15 protein-coding genes are annotated in these 24,134 nt (G+C 45.3%); 5 read left to right on the top strand and 10 right to left on the bottom strand.

The annotated features are described in order from the left end of the window. The first annotated feature begins 231 nt into the window (after positions 1–231). On the top strand, positions 232–1,023 hold the full coding sequence (locus tag ATG71_RS10830) for an alpha/beta fold hydrolase (RefSeq protein ID WP_098439615.1): 792 nt from the start codon (positions 232–234) through the stop codon (positions 1,021–1,023). A 43-nt stretch (positions 1,024–1,066) separates the two neighbouring features. Here ATG71_RS10830 and gpmA read toward each other — a convergent pair whose 3' ends face one another. Then, a complete protein-coding gene (gpmA, locus tag ATG71_RS10825; protein WP_098439614.1) occupies positions 1,067–1,834 on the bottom strand; it encodes a 2,3-diphosphoglycerate-dependent phosphoglycerate mutase in 768 nt (255 codons plus the stop codon). Positions 1,835–1,948: 114 nt separating this feature from the next. Between gpmA and ATG71_RS10820 the strand changes: the two genes are divergently transcribed. Then, positions 1,949–3,649, top strand: coding sequence for a pyruvate oxidase (locus ATG71_RS10820; protein WP_098439613.1), 1,701 nt, complete (start codon positions 1,949–1,951; stop codon positions 3,647–3,649). Between the two features lie 50 nt (positions 3,650–3,699). Here the strand turns inward: ATG71_RS10820 and ppsA are convergent, their stop codons facing one another. Both ppsA and ATG71_RS10810 read right to left on the bottom strand, forming a co-directional pair. After that, a complete protein-coding gene (gene ppsA / locus ATG71_RS10815) occupies positions 3,700–6,288 on the bottom strand; it encodes a phosphoenolpyruvate synthase (RefSeq protein WP_098439612.1) in 2,589 nt (862 codons plus the stop codon). A gap of 253 nt (positions 6,289–6,541) precedes the next feature. Beyond that, the gene (locus tag ATG71_RS10810) at positions 6,542–6,946 is read right to left on the bottom strand and encodes an SRPBCC domain-containing protein (RefSeq protein WP_353616312.1); all 405 of its coding nucleotides are present in this window, start codon (positions 6,944–6,946) and stop codon (positions 6,542–6,544) included. A gap of 160 nt (positions 6,947–7,106) precedes the next feature. On the opposite strand from ATG71_RS10810, the gene ATG71_RS10805 reads away from it, so the two are divergent. Next, positions 7,107–7,610 carry a CBO0543 family protein gene (locus tag ATG71_RS10805; RefSeq protein WP_098439610.1) on the top strand — a complete coding sequence of 168 codons (504 nt, stop codon included), beginning with the start codon at positions 7,107–7,109 and terminating at the stop codon, positions 7,608–7,610. Between the two features lie 156 nt (positions 7,611–7,766). On the opposite strand, the gene ATG71_RS10800 is transcribed toward ATG71_RS10805, so the two are convergent. The 3 genes from ATG71_RS10800 to ATG71_RS10790 all read right to left on the bottom strand — a co-directional run bounded on the left by ATG71_RS10800 (position 7,767) and on the right by ATG71_RS10790 (position 9,183). Further along, a complete protein-coding gene (locus ATG71_RS10800) occupies positions 7,767–8,165 on the bottom strand; it encodes a VOC family protein (RefSeq protein ID WP_098439609.1) in 399 nt (132 codons plus the stop codon). Between the two features lie 59 nt (positions 8,166–8,224). Beyond that, positions 8,225–8,440 carry a hypothetical protein gene (locus ATG71_RS10795; protein WP_098439608.1) on the bottom strand — a complete coding sequence of 72 codons (216 nt, stop codon included), beginning with the start codon at positions 8,438–8,440 and terminating at the stop codon, positions 8,225–8,227. 77 nt (positions 8,441–8,517) lie between these two features. Then, complete coding sequence (locus tag ATG71_RS10790; protein WP_098439607.1) at positions 8,518–9,183, bottom strand: AraC family transcriptional regulator; 666 nt, start codon at positions 9,181–9,183, stop codon at positions 8,518–8,520. Between the two features lie 414 nt (positions 9,184–9,597). Here ATG71_RS10790 and ATG71_RS10785 point away from each other — a divergent pair, with 414 nt between their 5' ends. Next, entirely contained in the window at positions 9,598–12,630 is a 3,033-nt protein-coding gene (locus ATG71_RS10785) for an efflux RND transporter permease subunit (RefSeq protein ID WP_098439606.1), read from the top strand. A gap of 118 nt (positions 12,631–12,748) precedes the next feature. On the opposite strand, the gene ATG71_RS10780 is transcribed toward ATG71_RS10785, so the two are convergent. Next, positions 12,749–13,174, bottom strand: coding sequence for a VOC family protein (locus tag ATG71_RS10780; protein WP_098439605.1), 426 nt, complete (start codon positions 13,172–13,174; stop codon positions 12,749–12,751). Between the two features lie 16 nt (positions 13,175–13,190). Further along, positions 13,191–14,000, bottom strand: a complete 810-nt coding sequence (locus tag ATG71_RS10775; RefSeq protein ID WP_098441793.1) for a class I SAM-dependent methyltransferase — start codon at positions 13,998–14,000, stop codon at positions 13,191–13,193. A 186-nt stretch (positions 14,001–14,186) separates the two neighbouring features. Here ATG71_RS10775 and mraY point away from each other — a divergent pair, with 186 nt between their 5' ends. Further along, complete coding sequence (gene mraY, locus ATG71_RS10770; protein ID WP_098439604.1) at positions 14,187–15,143, top strand: phospho-N-acetylmuramoyl-pentapeptide-transferase; 957 nt, start codon at positions 14,187–14,189, stop codon at positions 15,141–15,143. A 116-nt stretch (positions 15,144–15,259) separates the two neighbouring features. On the opposite strand, the gene ATG71_RS10765 is transcribed toward mraY, so the two are convergent. Next, positions 15,260–22,807: a carboxypeptidase regulatory-like domain-containing protein gene (locus tag ATG71_RS10765; RefSeq protein WP_179886516.1), complete on the bottom strand. Its 7,548-nt coding sequence runs from the start codon at positions 22,805–22,807 to the stop codon at positions 15,260–15,262. A gap of 371 nt (positions 22,808–23,178) precedes the next feature. Further along, the gene (locus ATG71_RS10760; protein ID WP_098439602.1) at positions 23,179–24,021 is read right to left on the bottom strand and encodes an alpha/beta fold hydrolase; all 843 of its coding nucleotides are present in this window, start codon (positions 24,019–24,021) and stop codon (positions 23,179–23,181) included. Between the last annotated feature and the right edge of the window lie 113 nt (positions 24,022–24,134).

Raw genomic sequence — 24,134 nt, 5'->3', positions numbered from 1 at the left:
TAAAATGAGGGATTAGGATTAGAACAGGCATATCTCTTCCATCACTATCTATTCGCAATCTCTATCACAACCACATCACCAACTTTACATCCATATACCCAAAATGCCCCCTCCACCACAAGAGCGATCGCCCAGCTTTCTCCGGTATTCAATACAGGCTGATTGGAAGTATCCTTTGATTAATCCAGAAAATAACATATACTTTTAATAGATTAAAAGGAGGGGAATTACGTGGCTATTTACCATAAAATCATCGGAGAAGGCTTTCCCATCGTAATGGTGCATGGGTGGACGCTGGATCATCAGGCAATGATGCATGCAATGGAACCGAACTTCGAGAACCGTACTGGATGGAAAAGGATTTACATAGATCTGCCGGGAATGGGGAAATCGGAAGCACAACCTTCCATCAAGAACTCAGACGATATGTTGGAAGCTGTCCTGGCACTACTGGACGAGTTAATTCCCAATCAGGCTTTCATTGTGTGTGGTTATTCGTATGGGGGCTATATGGCGAGAGGAATCGTAGAGACACTACAAGATCGAGTTCGGGGCTTAATGCTTCTGGCACCCATGGTCATACCCTATACGGATAAAAGAGAACTGCCGCAGCAGGTCGTATTGAAAAAGGATCCGGATATACTATCGAATCTCTCTGCACTGGAAGCAGAAGCTTTTTCCGCAATGGGAGTTGTGCAGGGTCAGAGGGAATGGGATAGGTTCCGTGATGATATCCTGCTTCCTTCCACACAAACAAATGAAGAATTTGTAAACAGTATCAGGGAGGGTGGCTACGGCTTCACCTTCGAGCTTACACATACGCTTGACTGTCCAACATTGATAGTAACAGGACGGCAAGATCATGTAGTCGGATATCAGGATGCCTGGAGACTAATCGAAAACTATCCAAGGGCAACCTTCGCAGTGCTTGATATGGGTGGTCATAATGTGCAGATTGAGCAGGAGGTTGTATTCGATTCTCTGGTGCAGAATTGGCTGGACAGGTTGGAAAGGGATAGGTAACAGCAAAAAAAGGACCATGCATTGTGGTCCTTTTCCCTTGCCCTCACCCCATCCAATCCCAATTCTCCCTATCCTCCAAATCCATATGCCGCGGAATCCGATCATGCGGAACTTCACCCTCGTCGTCTAAATAATAATGCCTGATGGGTTTCAAGTCGTCGTCCAATTCATATACGAGTGGGATGCCATTCGGTATATTGAGACTGACAACCCCGTCATCCGGGATATGGTCAAGGAATTTCACGAGGGCCCGGAGTGTGTTTCCGTGTGCTGAGATGATGACACGCTTATTGCTCCGGATGCTCGGGACAATCTCTTCATGCCAATAGACCAGAGCCCTTTTTTCGGTATCTAGGAGACTTTCTGATAATGGCATATTCTCCTTGCCAACGGTAGCGTATTTCGGATCGGAGAGGTTGCCGCGATGGCCCTCTTCTGAAATGGCCGGTGGCCGGATATCGGCAGACCTCCTCCATTCATGAACCTGTTCTTCCCCGAATTGCTCCGTCACTTCATCTTTATCCAGTCCCTGCAGACCCCCGTAGTGCCGCTCATTTAATCTCCATGATTTATACACAGGAATCCAGACCATGTCCATTTCGTGCAGAGCGATCCATAGCGTCCGGATCGCCCTTTTCAAAACTGATGTATGGGCAACATCGAAAATGAACCCGTGTTTCTTCAGGACCGCCCCTGCTTTTCTTGCTTCCGTATAGCCGTCATCGGTTAAATCGACATCTGTCCAACCGGTGAACCTGTTTTCAAGATTATAGAGGCTCTCGCCGTGTCGAAGGAACACAAGCTTCTTCATTTTCATCACTCCTGATCTTTTTTTCAGTATGTGCATCTCGGAATAGAAATATTGAGTAATTTAGGAAGTATTGTACCAAAATAGGAATAACCAATTTCGAGAGGAGACGATGTAATGTTCAAACAAAACGCTGGAGAAAAATTAATTGATCTCTTAATTGAATGGGGAGTCGACCATATTTACGGGATGCCCGGGGACTCCATCAATTCCATTATAGAACCACTGAGGAAAAAACAGGACAAAATCAAATTCATTCAAGTCAGGCATGAGGAAGCAGGGGCACTTGCCGCTGCCGCCTATGCAAAATTAACGGGGAAACTTGGCGTATGTACGGCGATTGCCGGTCCAGGGGCGATCCACCTTCTAAATGGATTGTATGATGCCAAGCTGGATAAAGCTCCGGTGTTGGCAATTACTGGCCAAGTGGAGACGGACCTTTTAGGGACGGACTCTTTTCAAGAAGTGAACCTTGAGCGGATGTTTGACGATGTGGCCGTTTATAATCAGCGCATCATGTCCGCCGATCAGCTCCCTGCCGTCGTCAATCAGGCGATCCGGACTGCCTATGCGAAAAAAGGGGTTTCCGTACTGACCATCCCGGATGACATCCCCCGTTTTGAAGTCGGAAAAGAAGCACGTGTGACGTCCCATTTTTCAGTAAAGCAGGACATCGCGCCTCTTCCTGAGGATTTGCAACGGGCAAAAGAACTCATCGACGGTGCGGAACGACCGATCATCCTTGCCGGAAAAGGCGTTCACGGTCACCGGGAAACACTATTATCTTTTGCTGAAAAAGTGGGGGCACCCATCGTGTTGACCCTGCCAGGCAAAGGGGTCATCCCTGATAAGCATCCGTATTGTTTGGGAGGTCTCGGCCTGATCGGGACAAAGCCTTCGTATGAAGCGATGCAGGAAGCCGATATGCTCCTGATGATCGGGACCTCATTCCCATTCACCGGATTCCTGCCTGACAGTGCCAAGACGATCCATATTGACATTGATCCTTCCCAGATTGGGAAGCGCTATCCGGTAGATGTCGGTCTTGCCGGGGACGCCGGGACTTCCCTTAAGTGGTTGACTGAACATGTTTCAAGGCAAGAAGATCGAACATTCCTGGAGAAAAATCAGGAGCGTACGGTTAAATGGTGGGATAACTTAGAATCACAAGAAGAGGATGGATCGGTCCCTCTCAAACCGCAGCGACTAATTCATGCTCTTAAGGAAGTCGCATCAGACGACGCGATCCTGTCCGTTGACGTCGGAAACGTAACGGTGTGGATGGCGCGGCATTTCCCGATCACCAATCAGTCCTTCATCATTTCGAGCTGGCTTGCGACCCTCGGCTGTGGTCTTCCTGGTGCCATTGCCGGTCAAATCGCCTATCCGGATCGACAAGTATTCGCGATTTGTGGCGACGGAGGTTTCGCCATGACAATGGCAGACTTCGTCACGGCAGTCAAATATGACTTACCCATCATCGTCGTGATCCTGAATAATCATAAAATCGCCATGATCAAATTCGAGCAGGAAGTGATGGGGAATATTGAATTCGGCACCAACCTTCAGAACCCCGACTTCGCGAAATACGCCGAAGCCTGCGGGGGAGTCGGATACCGCGTCGAACGCCCGGAGGACATCCTGCCTTCACTCCAAAAGGCGATCCAACAAAAGAAACCATGCATCATCGACGTCGTAGTCGACGCCGACGAAGCACCAATGCCGGCCAAAATCCAGTTCTCCCAAGCGGCCGGCTATACGAAACACATGCTCAAACAACTATTCGAAGAAGGAAAATTTGATCTTCCACCACTATAATAGAGAGGGACGGACCTTGCATAGCAAGGTCCGTCCCTCTCTATTTTCTCTTATAACAGCACAACATACCCTTCTGTCCCATGCACCCGGATCCTCTGTCCATCTTGTATCCGCTCGGTCGCACGTTCAACGCCGACGACAGCCGGAAGTCCATACTCCCTTGCAATGACCGCTCCATGGGTCATCAATCCGCCCACTTCTGTGACTAATCCTTTGATGGATACAAATAATGGTGTCCAGCTCGGATCGGTATACGGGGTGACGAGTATATCTCCCTCTTCGAGATCCGCGTTCTCCATGTTGACAATCACACGTGCCCGTCCTTCTATCACTCCTGATGAAACGGCCAGGCCGGGAATGGCACCTTCGGGAAGATTCTCACGCTTGTATTCACCGGTGATGATTTCCCCGTCTGACGTGATCACGCGTGGAGGCGTCAGTTTTTCATAAAAATCGTACTCTTCTTTTCGCTTACAAATGAGAGCATCTTCCGGTTCATGGGTTCCCACCAAGTTCTGCAATTCATTGAATGTAAGATAGAAAATGTCCTCTTTTTCTTGAAGAATATTCTGTTCAACTAGCCGCTCAGCTTCTTTTAATAAAGCCTGCTTGTAAACGAAGTAGCGATGAATCATGCCGTATTTCGGATATTCCCGGTAACCGGTGAAATGCTGGATGATGTCGATCTTTCTTTTCGTCTCACTTACCTTTTGTTCGCCATCTGGTAATGAGCTTAATCGCTCCAGTAATTCTCGTTCTTTATCTATCGCTTCCAGCCGCCCTTGCTCAAATTTACGTTTGCTTTCCTGCGGCTCGAACTGTTGGATATTCCTGAGAATCATCGGGACAATGGTTGTTGGCTTTTCACTCCAACGTACTCTCGAAATATCGATTTCTCCGCTGCCTCTCATCCCATATTTCAAGAGAAAGTCTTCGATGGCTTCCCTGACTTCCTGTCCACCCTCGACTTTCACCAGTTCATCCAGGAAATCACCCTCTTTTACCTGGCGCAAATAATCGATTACTGCCTGGTGTGGTCGTATGACATCGGCTACGTCCATCAATGCCAAGCCCATTTCAGAAGTGATGTTATTCGGGACCGATTGAGACAGTGTATCTGCCACATTTTTTTCTCCCAACCACTCGTACATATGGTCATTGATCCAGAATAAAGCATCCATTGCAGCCATGATCACCCGGGAACTTTGCGGATCAAATAGAATCCTCTTTAATTCCTTCATATCTTCTAATATGAAATCCATCAACTCGGATCCCGTTTTCCAATGAATGGTTTGTTTCAACTGTTCGATCGATGCTTCACTATTCTTAATTAGTTCCGCAACGATGGCAGGATCGGGGTCGATTGGCTCGACTCCACCTTCCCTTGGAGCAGGCATAGCTTCATCCTCCACCGTTTTGATGAAACCTTTCCTCTCCACAATCGTTGTGAGAGCATCTTTTATTAGTGGTTCAGATTTCCCCATTAAATCGATGAACAACTGTCTGCTTGCAGGGGTTGCCAACCGAGGGGTGCAATCCACAAACAATCTTCCACCGGCGACTTTCATCGGTGCCGGCGTGGTTAACAGGAAAAAAGACAACCCGAGTGGCTTCATGGCATCTGTCATCATTTGCTGATGACCGACGGATAAATACACTCGATTCTCCCCATCAACCGCTTCGGGAATCGGGTATAGCGTCGTAATCGGCCGGCTTTGTACAATGTAGAAGGTGTCACCCTCTAAGCACCATTCAATATCTTGTGGACAGTTAAAATGGGCTTCAATCTTCCTGCCAATTCGGGAAAGCTGTATAACCTGTTCATCCGTAAGGGCCGCTGCCTTTTGCTGATCCGGAGGTATAGGCTGCGTCTCCGTCCCGCCACCGTTCACCCCATAGATAGCCGATTTCTTCGTTCCAATCTTCTTGTCTATGATCAAGCCGTCCTGAACTTTATAGGAATCTGGTGAAACCAAACCGGACACCAATGCTTCTCCAAGACCAAAACCTGCGTCGATAGATACCACTTTCCGATTGGAACTCATCGGGTCAGCCGTAAAAAGAATCCCTGAAACCTGCGGGGATACCATCCTCTGAATGATAACGGAAATGTGAATCTGATCGTGATCAAACCCATTCTGCATGCGGTAAATGACGGCGCGATCCGTGAAAAGTGATGCCCAGCACTTGCGAATATGCTCCAAAATGGAATCCTTGCCGATCACATGGAGGTATGAATCCTGCTGACCGGCAAAAGAGGCATGTGGCAAATCTTCCGCCGTTGCGCTTGAACGCACGGCATAGGCATGTTCCTCTCCAAACTGAGAGTGATAGTGCATAACAGCCTCCACTACATTGGAAGGAATCGTTACATTCAGGAGGACATCCCGTATCTTCTTGCTGACTTCCCCAATTTGATTCCGGTCCTCGGGTTTGAGTTTGGATAAACTGGCAAGCAATGCGTGATACGTCTCATTCTGTTCAACCGCTCGTTGAAATCCAACCGTCGTCACACTGAATCCGTCCGGTACCTGTATTCCTTGAATCTTTGATAACAGCCCTAGATTCAATCCTTTTCCACCTACAAGCGAAAGCTCCGATTGTTCCATTTCCTGAAAGCTGAGAACCAATGAATCCATATTGCAACACCCCTTATCCATCAATGTTCTTTGATTTTAGCAGTAGTGCACAGGAAGAAACAGTCTGTAATGAATTTTTTTATCGTGGTATAATAGAAGTAGGAAGAGAAGTTTGATGTATGAATACAGCATATGAAACGAATACATATGATAAAAGCTCAGAGGTATTTGCTCTGAGCTTTTTTTAATTCATTTACTTTAACCAAATTCATATCGTCACTTACAATTGGTAATTATCCAGATACTTTACACCTTACTTAACAAGCGATGCTCTAAGATCAACATCATACTCCATGTACCCTTTCAAGCATGTTAGCATATATACCCAGCCTTCTTTGTTGTCGACTAATTGGCTGATAAAATCTTCATTGTTCTCATCGAAGCCTTCTTCTTCAACCCCAACGATTGTGCTCCCTTTTTCTTCTTGAGTAAAGGAAATGGTTACTATATGGTTTCCTGCCCACTCGAAGACAATCTTCTTGTGTTCTTCAATTTCAACTATATGTATATCCCCTTGGGCGCCATACTCTTCATATCTCAACGTCACAGTCTTTCCTTCCTCCCACCTTTCAGAGCTTGAGGAGAACCAGAAGTTCCCTATTTTTCCAGGATCAATAAATGCGTCGAAAATCTCAGAAGCTGTCCTTTGAATTCTCATTTGAGAGAGATTATTCATAAATTATTCACTCACTTTCATGTTTTTATATGCATAATTTTTTGTGCATTTTTTCTTCAAGATGCGCATGAACCTATTTGTATAAAGACACTCTTTAAAACGCAGAATAACTATTATAGTCAAGAGAAGTGGAGATAAAAAAATGAATCAAAAATTCGAAAGAAATATACTTAGATTCTTGTTGATTTTTGGACTAATCTCTTTTGGTAAATTAATGATAAAGTCTCCTGTAAAGGATTGGATGATGATTTTTTTATTTAAAGGCCTTTTCTCATCCATTTTGGATAAATTCATTGTTCGCAAAGGCTATATTACATATCCAGTTAAATTATTTAAATCGTTTGATATTAGCTTTATTTTTGATTATTTACTTTATCCCATAGCATGTGTCTACTATAATCAAGTGACTAAAAGTTCAACTATTTTAGGAACCATACTAAAGTCACTTTACTTCAGTGTCCCCATGGTGATAGCAGAATATTTTTTTGAAACAAGGACAAGTTTAATTAAATTCAAAAAAGGTTGGAATATCTACACAAGTTTAATTACGTTGACGACTACTTTTCTTATATCCCGTGGATTTATTGCTATAATGAGAAAAGCAAACAACAATCCTGTTCCTAAAAACAGTGAAATCAATCAATAGGAAGACAACTGAAGAAGATCCCCCATTCTACCCTTTGATTCTAAAGGGGACCTACTATATTTGATCTATCACCCAGAAAAATAGAGGGAACAGACAGTGAGAATTCCAGTTAATGTGCTAAAAGGGGGGAGTAGGGGTTGTCCTCCCCACTCTCTGTCATTTAGGCAGATTCAGCTGCCAGGATACCCCAAACCGGTCATTCAGCCAGCCAAATTTCTTGCTGAATCCGTAATCTCCCAATGGCATAAGCGCTTGACCGCCCTCACTCAGCTTCACATAGATTGTCTCAAGTTCTTCTTCCGTATCGCATGTAAGGAAGATGGAGAAAGAAGGCGTGAAGTCAAACTGATGCTTCACATTACTGTCAATGCACATAAATTCCTGTCCCTTTAACGTGAAAGTCGCCTGCATGACCGTACCTTCATCTCCACTTTCATTTGCACCATATCGAGCAATATTGGTAATGGCTGAATCTTCAATCAGAGAGGTGTAAAAGTTCATTGCTTCCTCGGCATTTCCATCTTGAAACATTAAAAATGGTGTGACCTTGTTCATTGTAAATCTACTCCTTTTACAACTGTTTTCTTAAGTATAATTGAATAGAAATGGTATTTCTAATCTGGTTTATTAGCCAACCCTAAAAGTTCAGCAACTATATCCGCACTCCCCGGTGTAAACATAAAAATCGATAGTCCAATCAATGCAGCACCCATTCCACCATAGAAAAACACCTTTGGTTTTAAAATTGTTCCCTGCTTAAACGCCTGCAAACCTGCACGAAAAATGAGAAAAACACCTATAAACAGAATTGCAAAATAATAAACACCCATTACATCACCTCGTTAAAGTTTTAAACGACTAGAAAGAAATGGACACATTTATACTCAAAGATTTTTTAGTTAGAATGTCATCGATTCTGACGACAATCCTCAATCAATTTAAAGTACTGCGTATCCCCCAACCCATACTCTTTAAAATTCTCAATCATAAGCGACACGAGCTTCTCCTCCGGAACTTCCCGATGCTTTTGAATATACAACATAAGCTCACTATCTTTCTGAAGGTAATTTAAATAGAGTTCGATGCCTTTATATATAGGTTTTAGCTCAACGGCCTCAGGCATTTTATGGTGGATCATTACTTGTTCGTAAAGAGTTGCATACCCTTTCGCTTGGAGAGAGTATTCGCTCACTGGCTTATACTGATGATCCACAAGATGCAGATCAATCGCCCCTTTATACTCTCTCTGGTCCAACCAGGCGAGTATCGTCAGCACATTCATTTGACAGAACATATCTTCATCAAACCATAAGGCAATATGGTCCACATTTTCATTAAAAAGCGGCTGCAACGGGTTGAGTGTAATGTCAGCATATTGATCCCGTGTTACATGATGAACCTTCGAACGCATTTCATTGAACTCATCTGAAAATATGGCTTTGCATGTCTCTCCATAACACATAGCTTCGTTGAAAGGAATCATGCTTTCTGTTTCAAGAAACTTTGTCGTATTGAAGTGTTTGTACATTTCTGTTCCATTCAGGATATGGACCGTTTTATCATAAAAAACCATATAATCACCTCCAGGACGAACTTACTCTATTATGTACGTCTCGCTTTTTCAAACGGTCCCTCTTCTCATCTTACTTCGAACCATCAAATTCCAATTATTCCAAAAACTCTTCCAATAAACAATCGGTTTGTAAAACTTTTGCTTACATGAAATACCCTATTCCCACTTCTTACCATTCATACTATAATACTATATTGTGGCAGGAATATTTTTACACAGAGCAGTTCCTTACATAAAATTTACAAGTTTTTAAGAATAACAGGGACTGCTCTACCGTAAAATGAATTTTGTGACAAGAGGAAATCCGCCTCAAGACCTAGGCGAATATTAGCCTCGAGGTGGCTGTGATGCCGTTCGTATTACAGTATCTTTAAAAAGAAGGTTTAAAACCAAACAGTATTAGGGGGGAAACACATGCAAGCTTTAACTAATTGGGTATTCCGCAATAAGGCAGCCATGACACTATTTATCATCATCACATTGCTTCTCGGCATCATAAGTTATTTCCGTCTGCCTATGGAATTCCTGCCTGAAGCGGATAATCCGCAAGTGACAGTCGTCACCCTTGGTCAGGGGTATGACGCCGGCTCCATGACAACGAACATCACAGAGCCTGTGGAACAGGCCGTGACATCGATTTCAGGGAAGACATCCATCCTGTCCACGACCGGGGAAGGATATTCCCAGGTGACCATCAACTTTGATTCAAAAAGTGACATGAAGGAAGCCAAAAACAAGGTCGAAGAGGCCATCAAAGGAATCCAGCTTCCAGAAGGAGTCGGGCAACCGCAAATCTCTCAGCTGAATACCTCGATGATTCCGATCAGTCAGGTGTCGGTGACATTTGATGACGGATTGACGAAGAAGAATCTTGATCTTGTCAATGATGAGTTCAAGCCGCTCTTTGAAAATAAGGGCTCCCTGTCTCAGGTAAGCATCGCCGGGGAAAATAGTCCACGGGTTCAAATCAACCTGGATCACGACAAACTGGAGAAGTTACATATCCCGGTCAACGCAGTGATGGGCGTGCTGCAAGGTCAGGATGTTTCCGCCTCTGCCGGAAGCACGACGATTGATGGTCAGAAGAGTACGATCAACGTCACGGACAATCTGAATTCCGTTGACGCCTTGAAGAACTTGCCTGTACCTCTGCAGGTTCCGAATGCTCCTGCTGTGAAATTGAAAGACATCGCAACCATTGAAAAGGTAAAAGCGGAGAACACCATCACCCGTGTCAACGGGAAAGAAGCCTTGGCATTGGTCCTGTTCAAAGAAAGCGATGCCAGTGCCGTTACCGCTGGAGAGGATGTAAAAGATACAGTTGATCAAATCAACAAGGACTATGACGGTGTCGAAGCAACGGCACTGTTTACCACTGGTGATATGGTGGAGAACTCGGTCAACACCATGGTTCGTGAAGTAGCCTTAGGTGCTCTTTTCGCAACGCTTGTCATTCTTTTGTTCCTAAGAAAATTCAAGCCGACCCTGATCACCGTCGTTTCCATTCCATTATCACTCTGTATCACACTTTTCCTACTCTGGTTATCCGGAGTCACCTTGAATATCCTTACACTGGGAGGAGTCGCGGTGGCCGTCGGACGACTGGTCGATGACAGCATCGTCGTCGTCGAGAATATTTTCCGGCGCAGCCAGAATGAGAAGCTTTCCAAACAGAATGTCCTGCTCGCAACAAAGGAAGTTTCCCGAGCAATTACGTCGTCCACTCTCATCACAGTGGCCGTATTCCTGCCGATGGGACTCGTCAATGGATCGTTAAAAGCGTTCCTGCTTCCTTTCGGTTTGACTGTTACTTATTCATTACTTGCATCCCTGCTTGTGGCCGTTACGGTCGTGCCATTGTTAAGCCGTGGCATGTTGAAAAATACGACCTTACCAAAACACAACACGCCGCACCACTATGTGAATGTACTGCGCTGGTCACTCAATCATAAATGGGTTCCCATCCTGCTGGCCATTCTTGTATTCGGAGGATCCATCGCTCTTTATATCACGTTACCGAAAGCAGCCACGAGCGCGAATGACGCTTCTTTTGTAGCTGTCACCATGGAGTTCCCGAGTGATACGCCGGAAGAAACGATCAAAGACCGCACCATGGAATTCGAAGGCACGTTATCTGGGTTTGAAGGATACGATTACTTAATTACCCAATACGGTGCAAGTGAAGAAAATGCCCAATACGGAGCCGTGAGTGATCCAGACACGGCGGTCTACACTGTTATCTTGGAAGAAGGAGCCGATGCGGAATCCTTCATCAAAAAAGTAAATGAAACGAAAAAGAATGAAAAAGATGTGAAGATTACAGCATCCCCATCGTCCATCTTCGGAGGCTCGTCCAACTCCAGCATCACCTATGACGTCGTCGGAAGTGACACGAATGAACTTCTGACTACATCCAAAACGATCATGGATAAGATCAAAGATGTGGACGGAGTGAAGAAAGTCTCAAGCAACCAGGAAAAAACGTCTCCGGTCTTCACCGTTAACGTCAACACGGAGAAAGCGAACGCCCAGCAAACGGCCATGCAAATCCGTTCCTTATTAAACCCACAGCCAATCGGGGCAATCAATTTGGATGATGTAACCACGCCTGTATTTCTGGACGCAGGGGTCAATCCTGAATCAACGTCAGATTTGAAAGACTTGACGATTGCCACAAACTCAGGCATTCAGCCTCTTACGGAAGTGGCTTCCATAACGGAAGAAGAAAAACCAAGTACCGTCCTGCATAAAGATGGTGATTTATATGTTCGAATTACGGCAGAGGTAAAACCTGAAGAGCTTTCGGTCATCTCGAAGAATATCGGTACCGAAATCAAGGATATCGACCTGCCAAAAGGCGTTTCCCTTGATACTGGCGGCGCCGCTGCCCAGCAGGCCGACGACTTTAAGGATCTTGGCATGACGATGCTTGCATCCATCATGATCGTCTACCTGATCATGGTCCTGACCTTTAAGACGTTGAAAGCACCGCTGGCTATTCTGATCACCCTGCCACTCGCCTCAATCGGAGCCGTCCTCGGACTACTGATTGCACGAGTCCCTGCAGACGCAACGGCTCTCATTGGAGCGTTGATGCTGATCGGTATTGTTGTGACGAACGCCATTGTCTTGATCGACCGCGTCAAGCAGAATGAGGAAACGATGATCATTCGTGACGCAATCCTGGAAGCATGCGGTACCCGTCTCCGTCCGGTCGTCATGACGGCAATCACCACCATCTGTGCCATGCTTCCCCTTCTCTTCGGTCACACGGAAGATGGAAGTCTCGTCTCGAAATCACTTGCCGTTGTCGTCATCGGCGGTCTTGCCGGTGCCACGGTGCTGACGCTTGTTGTCGTTCCTGTTTTTTACGAATTGCTGTATTTCAGGAAGTCGAAGCGACAACGTGCTCAGCAGTTGGAGAGTGAGGAGAAAGTCGCTCAGTAATTTTATAAAGGTGCTTATCCTGTTTTGGATAAGCACCTATTTTGTAATCAGCAGCTGAACCCAGAATTCTACCCCATAAAAAAAACCACACCCATCAGATGTGGCCCACCCATCTATACTATTTTGATTCCGAAACCAAATACTTCTCCCTGAAAGTCGGACTAAGTTCACTCCACACATCGAACTTATTGCCATCCACATCATAAAAAACAAAATTCCTCCCCGAGTGACCCCTGTCCTCAATCTCTCCAACCTTCATCCCTCGACGAATAAAATCCCCGCGCATATTTTCCAAAACCTCTAACCCATCCACTTCAAATGTTAAAGAAAAGCGTTCCTTACCATGAACATCTATAAAGTTAGCACTCTCGTTTTCTTTTGATTTCACAAGAAAGATGCTTTGGTTGGCAAGATTCAAAATGGCTTTATCCTCATCTTTATAGTTTAATTCTGCCCCCAAATTCGTTACGTACCATTCCGAAGAACGTACCACGTCAGCCACTGGAATATAAGTTGTTCCGATCCTTAACAATTTTTCGTTCATCTATGATCCCTCCGTTTTATTTTTTCCGTCCAATATAAAGCAGGTGAGAAGAAATGCCAAGAATATAAGGATCTGTCGCTCTTTCTATAATCAAATCTATGATCTTCCTTACTTCGTCTCCCCCTTTTTCTCTCCAGTAATTCCAATTACCTTGATTCAAAACGGTGCCTGCATTGGAACCAATCAGCTCGATTGTTTCAAAACCGTTCTCTTCCATAAAAGGATTGATATCTTCTATTTCGAAATAATAGGCTCCTGTAAATCGCCCTTCATCAGCGTGATTAAAGCAGCCTGATTGGGAAAATTGCATTATGTTGTCCATCTCATCATGGGGCTTCCAGTTGTCAGGAGATAGAAGCGATGTGAGGATATGTCTGATTCTCGGCATAAACGCAACAAAGACCAGCCCATCTTTTTTGGTCACTCGATTTAATTCTTTCACGGCGCTTATGCGGTCGTTTTCTTTTTGCAGGTGGTACATAGGACCAAGCATGAAGGAAGAATCGAACTGTTCATCTTCAAGCATGTGAAGGTCCCTGGCGTCTGCTGCATGAAACCCTTCGAATTGTTCTTCTAAATGGAGTTCCATTGCTTTTCCTTTTGCGATATCAACTAATCGTGGGGTCAAGTCGGTCAGCGTCACCCTATATCCAACTTTGGCCAGTTCCATTGAATATTTCCCCGGTCCCGCTCCATTATCAAGAACAGATCCTGAACGGGGCATATATTTTCTCATGTAATGCCAATTCACCTGAAATTCAACGGGTTCACGTTCAAGTCTTCCCCACTCATCAAATTGATTGTAATACTCAATAATCTTACTCAGCATTTCCACCCACATTCCACTTTTTACCTATATATTCGTTGCAATATATGTCAAACCCTGCCTACTACCCATTTTTTTGTAAGCAAGCTTATTTTGGGCACCAAATTCTGTAATTGATTAAAGGATATCCACTCTCTTCATAGAACTTATGTATAGACAATTAAATAGAATAGGAGAAGATAAGAAGTGAGAGATCAATTAATCCCGGCCATTATTGCTTTTGTTTTAGTCTCAGCTTTATCCCCTCTGTTCATTGCACTCTTACGAAAATTAAAGCTCCTGCAGCCGATCCGAAAAGAGCTTCCTTCCAATCATCAAATCAAAAAAGGGACTCCCCTGATGTTTGGAATCATCCTCTTTATCGGAATTATCGTATCCTTATTTTTTTCGCCTACGCCCCTGATGTTTTTCTTGGCCATAACCTACATTCTATTCAGCTTCATTGGCTTTTTGGATGACTTTTGGAAAGCGTCCCGTCAAGATCCCGGTGGTGTTTCAAGTAAAACGAAGCTTATCTTCCAATTTCTATTTACGGGTACGCTGCTTTTCTACTTGATGAATGCACTAGGAATTGATACGACCATTGGCATCTATCAAAATTTCTCTATTGATCTTCCAATGTACTTATATCTCATTGTCATCACCTTATTTGTCGTCGGTTCTGCCAATGCGATTAATTTTACAGACGGCTTGGACGGTCTATTAGGAGTCGTCGCGATTCCAACCTATTTTTTCTTTTTTATGATTTCGGACAGTAGTGAGGTCCAGCTTTTTTGTTTAGTGATGATTGGCTGCTTACTGGGGTTTCTTATTTATAATATCTTTCCTGCCCGTGCTTTTATGGGGGATACAGGGTCATTGGCGATAGGGGGCTCCCTTTCATTTCTTGCCGTTATTGAAAAAGTGGAAATTCTCATCCCCCTGCTATTCTTTATCTACTTTGCTGAACAACTTTCGGTCATTCTGCAGGTGGCTTCATTTAAATCGAGGGGTAAGCGAATCTTCAGAATGACTCCGATTCATTACCACTACTGCTTAAAATACGGCTGGGGTGAAACAACCATTGTGACCGCCTTTGGGTTTGTTTCGTGGATTTGTACGTTTATATGTTTTGCGTATTGGAAGATTGTTCTCTATCCCTAATAGAAAAACGGAGGAGGATCAATGTTTCATCCCCTAGGGAGGATGGACTATTTTCCATCCTGCTGATTTATGGATATAAAAAAGAGGTGCTCTCTCTCGGAGAACACCTCTTTTTCTTAGTAACACATATCATCCTCTTCTTCTACCCGCTCCACCGTTGTTCTTGGAGTACAAAATGTACCAAGTACTTCGAGGATGACCGGGTGAAGGATTTCAATTTCCAGGCAGGCGATGAGTTGAATTTGTACCTGTTCCTGGGTCAGACTTCCCTTCTTTTCCCTACATTTAATATCTACTATGGAGCAGTTCACATTTCCGGGATTAATTCCTTCAGGTAAGCAAACGGCGATCTTTTTATCAAAGTAGACCGGTATATCCATCGTGCAGGACTCTGCTTCACTTACCCGGGATTGGATGGTCAATTGAAGCGCTGCTTGCCCACGAATCTCCACATATCCCGGTGTCCCTCTTTCAAATCCGATGACTGAACATCCGGTGGGGGTTAACTGACAAGAAACCTTTATGCCCTCTCCCCTTCTTAGGAGTTCATCCACCAGCTCACTGCAGCCTTCGGATAACCTAATATGTTGCGTTGCGTTATGGGTAGCAATGACCCAATCATATACCTTGTCTACCGCGATGCATTCAGGTCTCAAATTTGATGGTGGAGGGGGTACTTCTCCTAACTGAACATTCAGCACCCGATCCTCACCTTCTTGCAGAGTGATGCTCACCTCTTTCACCGGGTATCCCGGTGCCGTAAACCTGATGATGAAATTCCCAGGCGGCAGCCCTGACAAGATATAGAATCCATTGGGATCAGTTAAGGTGGATCGTATCGGGACTTGGGATCCAACGGGGAAAATCTGTACAAGTACTTGTGAAATCGGTGCTCCCGTCTGAATATCTGTAACATATCCTCTGATACTCGCAGGATTGTCTTTTAGCAAGAAGTTGAGCGTTCTTGTGGTCCCCCTGATGAGTGTGACCGTTTGGAATTGACTTTGATATCCTCTTGCTCTAACAACGATGACCACTTCTCCTCCAGGCAGTCCTGAAAGTGTATAGTTCCCATCCCTGTCCGTAAGCGTCACACCCAGTAATCTTCCATCGGTTGTAAAGACTTGGATAAGGGCATCCTCAATGGCAGCCAGTGTACCTGCATCCCTAACATTTCCGGTGATCGTAGCCGGATTTGATTCTAGTGCTGCATTAAGAATTGCCGTTTCTCCTAGACTAAGGGTAATAGGGATTGTCTGGCTGACATATCCGTCTGCGGAGAAAATAACATTATAGTCACCTGCAGGTAGCCCGGTCAGAATATACCTTCCCTCTTGGTCCGTCAAGGTTGATGCCACCACAATTCCAGACCCACTGATGACTGTGACGACAGCGGCACCTTGAATTGGAGTTCCTGTCCCAGCATCCGTGACCGTGCCTTTCAGGGTGGCAGGCTGTCGGCCAAGTTCTACATCCAGAGTTCTCGTTTCTCCATTTGTGAGGAAGATCCTGAATACTTCACTGGTATAGTCATCTGCAGAGAAGACCACCCGGTACTCACGGGGATCAAGTCCAGTAATCAGGTACTCCCCTGAGCTATCGGTGAGGACAGAAGCTACGGGGATTGTCGTCCCTACCCTGAATACTTGGATAAGCGCTGATTGAATGGGGAGATGATTGACTCTGTCCCGAACGGTTCCTCTAAGAACTGCCGGTTGGTTCGATAGACTAAAATTAAGAATTTCCGTTTCACCTGGTGATAACGTCACAACCGCTATTTGATCCCCAAACCCATCTGCCCTTGCTATGGCCGTATATTGACCTTCTGCTAACCCGGTAATCACGTAAGCTCCATCTTCATCCGTCAGGGTGCTGGTAATAAACACACCGTCTGAGTTAAAGATCCTTACTAATGCGCCTTGGATTCCAGTCGCAGTTTGTGCATTGAAGACAGTACCTGTAATTCCAGCAGGATTAGGATCTAACGCTGCATTCACTGTTTCTGTCTCATTGGGAATAAGGATGACTGGAATGACGACTGTTCCATAACCGTCTGCAGAAATGACCACATTGTAACTACCGGTTGGTAAGTTGCCGAGGGAATACGTTCCATCGCTCGATGTCAGGGCGCTTCCAACGACGATATCTGTATTTGGTATCACCACTTTGACAAGTGCTCCGCTGATCGGGTTCATTGTAACAGAATCTCGTATCGTCCCTTGAATCGTTGCCGGGAACGGGATCAGAGCGATATCCAACACCTCAGCTTGACCAGGTGCTAAGAAGACATTATTAACATTGATGGCGTATCCTTCAAGTTGGGCAATGACATCAAACGCTCCCTGAGGCAGCCCTTCTATTAAATAATTTCCGTTTTCATCCGTAAGGACCCTCCTTACTAATATGCCTGTGCCGCTTGCATAAACTTCAATGATGACTCCTGTCAAAGGAGAACCTGTAACGGCATCCACGACATTTCCACTGAGGGTAGCAGGGTTAGCCAGAAGATTGAAGTCTAACAAAGTGGTAGTGTTGGGTTGAATGTTGACTTGCTGAAGTAAAGCCTGATAACCATTATTGATCGCCGCAACGGTATAGCTTCCCTCTGCCAGACCAGGAATGACATACTCCCCGTTCACATCCGTCTGTACTGTGGCGATAACCGTACCCTGGCTGTCAATGACCCTTACCAAGGTGTCCGATAACGGTTGTAAGGTTTGCGCATCTCTGACCGTCCCCGTTAATGAACCGGGATTCGGTGTGAGAAGAATTTCAACATTGGTGACCCCTCCGCTCATGACTTCTGCTGAAACTGCTGAAGACCCGTAATTTGGATTACTTCCCACCAGTACATACATCAATGGGGATAGAGTGGTTGTCTGGAAGAATCCACTCGAATCTGTGATGGTGGTGAAAATGATCGGCCCGGTTCCGGAAAGTTCACGAACGACTACAGTGGCTCCTGCTATTGGAGCGAGAGTAACCGAATCCCTTACGAATCCTTGAACGATTCCAGGGTTTGGACGTAAAGCAAAGCTCAGGAAGCTGGTTTGATTAGATGTGACGATCGCTCCTGCCGTCTCCGGACCAAATTCGGCTGCATTTGCCACCACCGTATATACTCCAGGGGTGACTCCGGAAAACGTGTACTCCCCATTTTGATTGGATAAAGTGGTTTGGACGAGTACATTTGTGACATCGTATAGTTGGATGACGGCATTGGGAATGGGATCTCCATTTGCAAGATTCGTAACGAACCCTTGAATCTGTCCAGGATTTGGAGAAAGACTGAGTTCAGCAAAGAGAATGTCGCCAGGTCCCCCGATAACAGACTTCGTATCTGTCCCGAATGTGGCGGCATCTGCCGTAATATTCAGCGTACCTGCCGGCAAGGAGGTGAAAGTGACGAATCCGTTCGCATCCGTAATCCCGGTGGCAATCGTGATATTGTTCGAATGACGAATGGTGACGGTCGATCCTTCTATCGGAATTGAGGTATTCTGAATCAACACCTGCACTGAGAGGGTCACAGGGTTTGCGGCTAACACGTTGGTAACAGTTGTGGTTTGATTGGAATGAATAATTGCCGATACGGTGGACGACGAATAATTCGGGGCTGCAGCTGTAACGAAATACGTGCCTGGTGCAAGAGAAGGCACTGAATACGTCCCATCAGAGTTGGCAAAAAAACTGACAACGAGCACATTGTTTTCATTAAAGACAGAGATTTGAATGTTATTACCCGTTATAGGATTTCCGTTTGTATCCTCCACGTTTCCTGACAGCGTGCCTGGATTCTCCCCTAAGGCAAGATCCGCTCTCGTAGCTGAGTCACTTTGGACGATGGCTCCGATCTGTTCTGTAGTGAAATTCAATTTCGAGGCAGAGACGATATAGGATCCCGGAGCCAGCCCACTGACAGAATAGTTACCGAATTCGGATGTCGTTGTCGTTGCTACAGGGATCTGGGATATCCCGTCAATAATCACTACTGTTGCACCGGCAATGACATTGCCAGTCGTCAGGTTGGTAATCTGCCCATTGATACTTCCGGGATTCGGAATCAATGAAATATTGACGTCGGTTAAATCCTGCCCCACTCCAAGACTGACTCCTGTGATCACCTGACCAAATCCAGGCGCATTGGCCACCACCGTAAAAGAACCACTCGGTAAATTTCCTATAACATAGTGACCGGATGCGTCGGTAAACCCAGTACCAATCAGGATATTACTCTGATCAAATACTTGAATGGTGGCATTCCCGATTGGAGTTCCCATATTATCGGTTACAACTCCGGATACAGAGCCGGGATTAGGTGTCAGTGTTAACGAGACTGAAGATGCTTGGCTGGCGAGAACCGAAACTCCTGCCTGGGCTGTGGAATAATTGGGAGCTGTAGCTGACACTGTATATGTGCCTGGTGTCAAGTTATTAAAAGAGAAAGTACCATCTTGATTGGCCACGACAGAATCGATCAGGACATTGTTTACGTCCCTTAACTGAATGATTGTGTTTGGAACGATAGGAGTAACGGTTCCTGTAATCGACCCTGGGTTAGGAAGCAACGAAACCGAGACAGGTGTTGTCTGTCCTGAAGAAACGAGAGCACCGACTGTACCGTTCTGGAAATTAGCAGCGAATACATTCACTGTATAGTTATCCGGTGCAAGTCCTTCTACCATGAATAGTCCATTTGAATCCGTCAGTACCGTCGTAATCAGATTACCGGAGCTGTTGACAATATTCACGCTTGCTCCTGCGATCGGGTTGCCTCCCGGACTATCCACAACGGTTCCGGTTATCCTTCCAGGATCAGGCTCCAATGCCACACTGCCATCAACGGTTTGGTTGGATGATACCTGCACAGATGCAGCGTTGGTCTGGAAATTCAGGGCCGATACAACGACCGTATATACCCCCGGTGCCAACCCATTCACGACATATTGACCGTTATTGTCGGTTAACGCTGTTGCGATAACCGCTCCACTGGAGTCCACCACCCTCACCTGAACATTTGCGCCAATGATCGGGGTTCCTGTTTGAACATTGGTTACGTTTCCTGCAATGGATCCTGGATCGGATGCCAAATTAAAGTTCACAACGCTCGGCGTATTGGACGTGATCGTCACACCTTGAGTGGCTGCTTGATAATTGGTGGCTGCAGCGACTACTGTATAATTTCCGGGAGCAAGGTTCGGAACCGTATAGGAGCCATCTGATGCTGTAACAGTTGTGGCAACGATGATGCCCGTTCCTGTGCTGATTTGCACGGTGACACTTCCACCTGCAATCGGATTATTATCGGTATCCCTGACAAAACCGGTCAATGTACCGGGATTCTCATTTAAGGTGACATTAACTGTTGTCGTCTGACCACTTTCAATCATGGCAGCAACCGTTTCCGTCGTATAATTTGGTGCACTGACGACAATGGTGTAGCTTCCAGGAGGAAGGCCGGGCACCATATATTGCCCATTTGCATCCGTGATCGCTGAACTTATCTGGATATTGTTCTGAAATACTGTTACCGTTGCTCCGGGAATGGCTGAAGCATTAGGGTCCTGAACGGTACCAATCAGCGCACCAGAGAGCCTCGATAATGCAGCATCTACAATGGTGACTGTATTTGATACGACGATGGCACCGAGTGTTTGAGTCGCATAACCACTCGCTGTAAATAAGAGGGTATATGAACCGGGAGTAAGACTGGTGAAAGAGTATTGCCCACTTCCATCCGTTGTGGTACTCGCTACAATGACATTTTGACTATTGATGGCCTGTACGGATGCACCAGAGATTGCCGTCAAGGTGTCGGCGTCAACGACCGTCCCTTGAATGGATCCTGGATTCGGGTCCAGGAAGAGGTTGGTGATTGTGGTATTTCCGGCGGTGACTGTCGATGAGACCGTCGTAGAACTATAGTTAACAGCAAAGGACCTGACCTGATACGTTCCAGGTGCTAAATTATTGAAGGTATATTGACCACTACCGTCAGCCGTCGTGGAAGCAATGAGCACCCCATTGGAGTCCAGAAGTTCTAAATTGGCAAATGGGATCGCATTATTAGTAGATGCATCACGGACCGTACCGGATATTGCACCGGGATTGGCAACCAGTGTGAAATTGACCACAGATGCCTGATTCGGTTCTGTCACCACGGCTTTCGTCTGAGATTGGAATCCTGTTGCAACGACAGAAACATTATAGAGTCCTGGTGTCACATTCGTGAAGGAATAGTTACCGGCCACGTTGGTGGTCGTGCTATCCACCACCGTACCGGAATTATTAAGAAGCTGAACGGTCGCATTATTAATGGCACCACCATTAGAGACGTTCCCTGTTATCGTACTCGGCTGAGGTACGAGGGCAATATTAGCCGTTGTTGAAGCCCCTCCCGTCGCAGTCACATTCACTGTCCCCGTTACGTAATTCGTTAATGCCGCTTGAACCGTATAGTTGCCCGGCACTACATTTGTAAACGAATAAAAACCACTTGAATTGGTTTGTGTTGTCGCAATGACACTCATTCCCTGGAGAAGGGAAACAGTAGCATTCGGAAGTACCAATCCGGTTGTCTGATCCGTGATGGTCCCGTTGACGGTTGAGCTTTGTTGTACGTTAATCGTAACCACGGAAGTGTTGGACTGAAGGCCGGTACCTGTTGAGGAATCAAAGCCTGATGCCTGTACCCGATCTAGGTTTCTTGATCCACTGGTTGTATAGGCACCACTAAGTGTGAATGTCAATGTGGCCGTCGCCCCTGGATTCAGGTTGCCAATGTTCCAGGTCAATAACTTAGTAGCTGGATTGTACGTGGTGAGCCCTTGGGAGGTCGTATTCACCACAAAGCCGGTTACGGTATCCGGACCGATGACATCATCCAGAAAGACCGACGTGGCTTGAGAAAGGCCGGTATTCGTCACAGTGACAGTTCCTGTCCAAGTTGCCTGCTGACCAAGTAGAACGGACTGGGGACCTGAGTTCCTTACTTTGTTCGTTGAAAGCTTTGCCCTGATATCGGCTTGATTTGGAGTAATTGGGTCTGTGAATGCATTGGCGAAAGAAAATCCCTCACTGGTCCGAAGTGAATCTTTATTATAGTTATTAGAGTTGGCTGATGAAAAGTATACAGCACGTATAGCGGATGAAGCATTGATTCCTAAGAAAGAAAACACTGTGCTTGCAGGAAGGAACCAATCAAGGAAATAATCCTGATCTCCTCCTATGCTTGAATCGGCAGGCGTGACCCTGGCATAATCAAAGTTGGTGATCGATTGAGTAAAGTTAGGGTTCCCCCCACCAGTCCCTTCGGCTGGATCATTCCACGAGTTAACCAGTTTCACCGTATTCTGAACCAAGCTGACTCGGTTATTCAACCCATCCACGTTAAACAGCCAGTCGTATGTCCCGGCGACACCGGTAGTATTTATTAATACTCCCCATGAAAAATTTCTGAAACCTGTTAATTGATTGTTTCGGGGATCCCCGTTCAGTCTTAAGCGAAAATACACATTCTCCCCGTCGTATGCAAAAAAACCCGCAGGAAAAGTGGAATTCCCTACAATGTCCGTCGAAACGGGACTCTCATCTCCTAAGACATCAAATATGGGTGTACCTCCGACTATAACAGGGGTATACTGCGAATTACTGGGAAATGTCACAGAAAAAAACCTCCTATACATGATATTGTCTTTACTATCGTATGGAGAGGTAAGAGAAGTGACCTGTTCAAACGTCTAATAGAATAAAACTAATTAGTACTTTTCCCCCTGAAAATCCACTTTGCCTGCTTTCTGGTAAGTCGGAGTTGAGATTCCTGCGGCCTTTTCCATCTTCCATTCTGTTGCACCTAACGGGTAAAATAATTTTCCAATAAACGATTCCTCTTTCAAAGACGGTATAAAGGCTTCTATTTCCAGTAGAATAAAACGGAAAACCTAAGGTGATTACATACTACTAAAATTGTTTTTCTCTTAATAAAGTATAGAAAAGGTGCATTTCCAATAAAGAAATGCACCAAAGTTATAGGTATTTAGACCAAACAGCTAAAATCCTTCACCATTTCACTGAATTTTTCTTGTTCCTCTACATGAGGTGAATGATTGCTATTCTCGAAAATATAAAATGTTGAATTCGGTACAAGATTAAAAATTTCCTCCGAATACACAAATGGGCATTGAGAGTCGTGTTTCCCGCAAAAAACGATTGTCGGGGTTTTTATGTTCGAAATATCCTCTCTGATATCGTATGTTGGCAGTTCGTTCAAAGCATAATACTCCAACCGTTTCTGCACCACTTTTCCACTGCTTGGCTTAGAAAAGTATTCATCATATCTGCCTGGGTCATTCAGAGACATTTTCGTCCATTCCCTGCCTGCATGTACCCGTTCTTCTTTTGTTGCATCATCGGATTGGAGGATGGAAAATACCTCTTTCAATCGGTCGTTATGCGGATTTTCATCGCAGTAAATACTTTCCTGATCATTCACATACTCATTGGTAGCTGAGGCCCCGCCTACAATTAATCGGTTCAGAGAATCCGGATAATCAGCAGCATAAACCAGCCCCAACATCCCGCCTGTGGAATGGCCGGCATAGTTCCAGCTATCATATCCTAAAGCTGATCGGATCGCTTCCAGATCCTTGCTGGTTTCCCTCATACTTAGCTCGTCTTCATCCTGAACCTCAGTGCTATTCCCCGTTTCTTTCAAATTAACAAGGTACACTTTGTAATCTTCCACAAACCGATCAGCAAAGTGGTAGCCGCGCTCGTTAAACTCGCTATACAAATGAGTCACACATAAGGGTTCCCCACTCCCCGCTTCAAAAATTTCAAAATCTCCTCGATCAGTTTGGATCAGCTTTTGTTGCCACATACTTTTTCCCCCATTCTGTTTTTCTGTATCGTTATTTGGATGTATTGGGTATATTTTCTTAAACACTACTACCTATTAGACGGGAGCCAAAATAGAATAGTTTCAATTATTCT

This window comes from Bacillus sp. es.034, assembly GCF_002563655.1.
GTDB lineage: Bacteria > Bacillota > Bacilli > Bacillales > Bacillaceae_B > Rossellomorea.
This window is presented reverse-complemented; position numbering and strand designations above follow the sequence as displayed.

Excerpts from the sequence above, each read along its gene's own strand:
- ATG71_RS10790 (WP_098439607.1), bottom strand. The coding sequence starts at position 9,183 with ATGGTTTTTTATGATAAAACGGTCCATATCCTGAATGGAACAGAAATG.
- ATG71_RS10820 (WP_098439613.1), top strand. The coding sequence starts at position 1,949 with ATGTTCAAACAAAACGCTGGAGAAAAATTAATTGATCTCTTAATTGAA.
- ATG71_RS10760 (WP_098439602.1), bottom strand. The coding sequence starts at position 24,021 with ATGTGGCAACAAAAGCTGATCCAAACTGATCGAGGAGATTTTGAAATT.
- ATG71_RS10785 (WP_098439606.1), top strand. The coding sequence starts at position 9,598 with ATGCAAGCTTTAACTAATTGGGTATTCCGCAATAAGGCAGCCATGACA.
- ATG71_RS10800 (WP_098439609.1), bottom strand. The coding sequence starts at position 8,165 with ATGAACAAGGTCACACCATTTTTAATGTTTCAAGATGGAAATGCCGAG.
- ppsA (WP_098439612.1), bottom strand. The coding sequence starts at position 6,288 with ATGGATTCATTGGTTCTCAGCTTTCAGGAAATGGAACAATCGGAGCTT.
- ATG71_RS10810 (WP_353616312.1), bottom strand. The coding sequence starts at position 6,946 with ATGAGAATTCAAAGGACAGCTTCTGAGATTTTCGACGCATTTATTGAT.
- ATG71_RS10780 (WP_098439605.1), bottom strand. The coding sequence starts at position 13,174 with ATGAACGAAAAATTGTTAAGGATCGGAACAACTTATATTCCAGTGGCT.
- ATG71_RS10795 (WP_098439608.1), bottom strand. The coding sequence starts at position 8,440 with ATGGGTGTTTATTATTTTGCAATTCTGTTTATAGGTGTTTTTCTCATT.
- gpmA (WP_098439614.1), bottom strand. The coding sequence starts at position 1,834 with ATGAAGAAGCTTGTGTTCCTTCGACACGGCGAGAGCCTCTATAATCTT.
- ATG71_RS10805 (WP_098439610.1), top strand. The coding sequence starts at position 7,107 with ATGAATCAAAAATTCGAAAGAAATATACTTAGATTCTTGTTGATTTTT.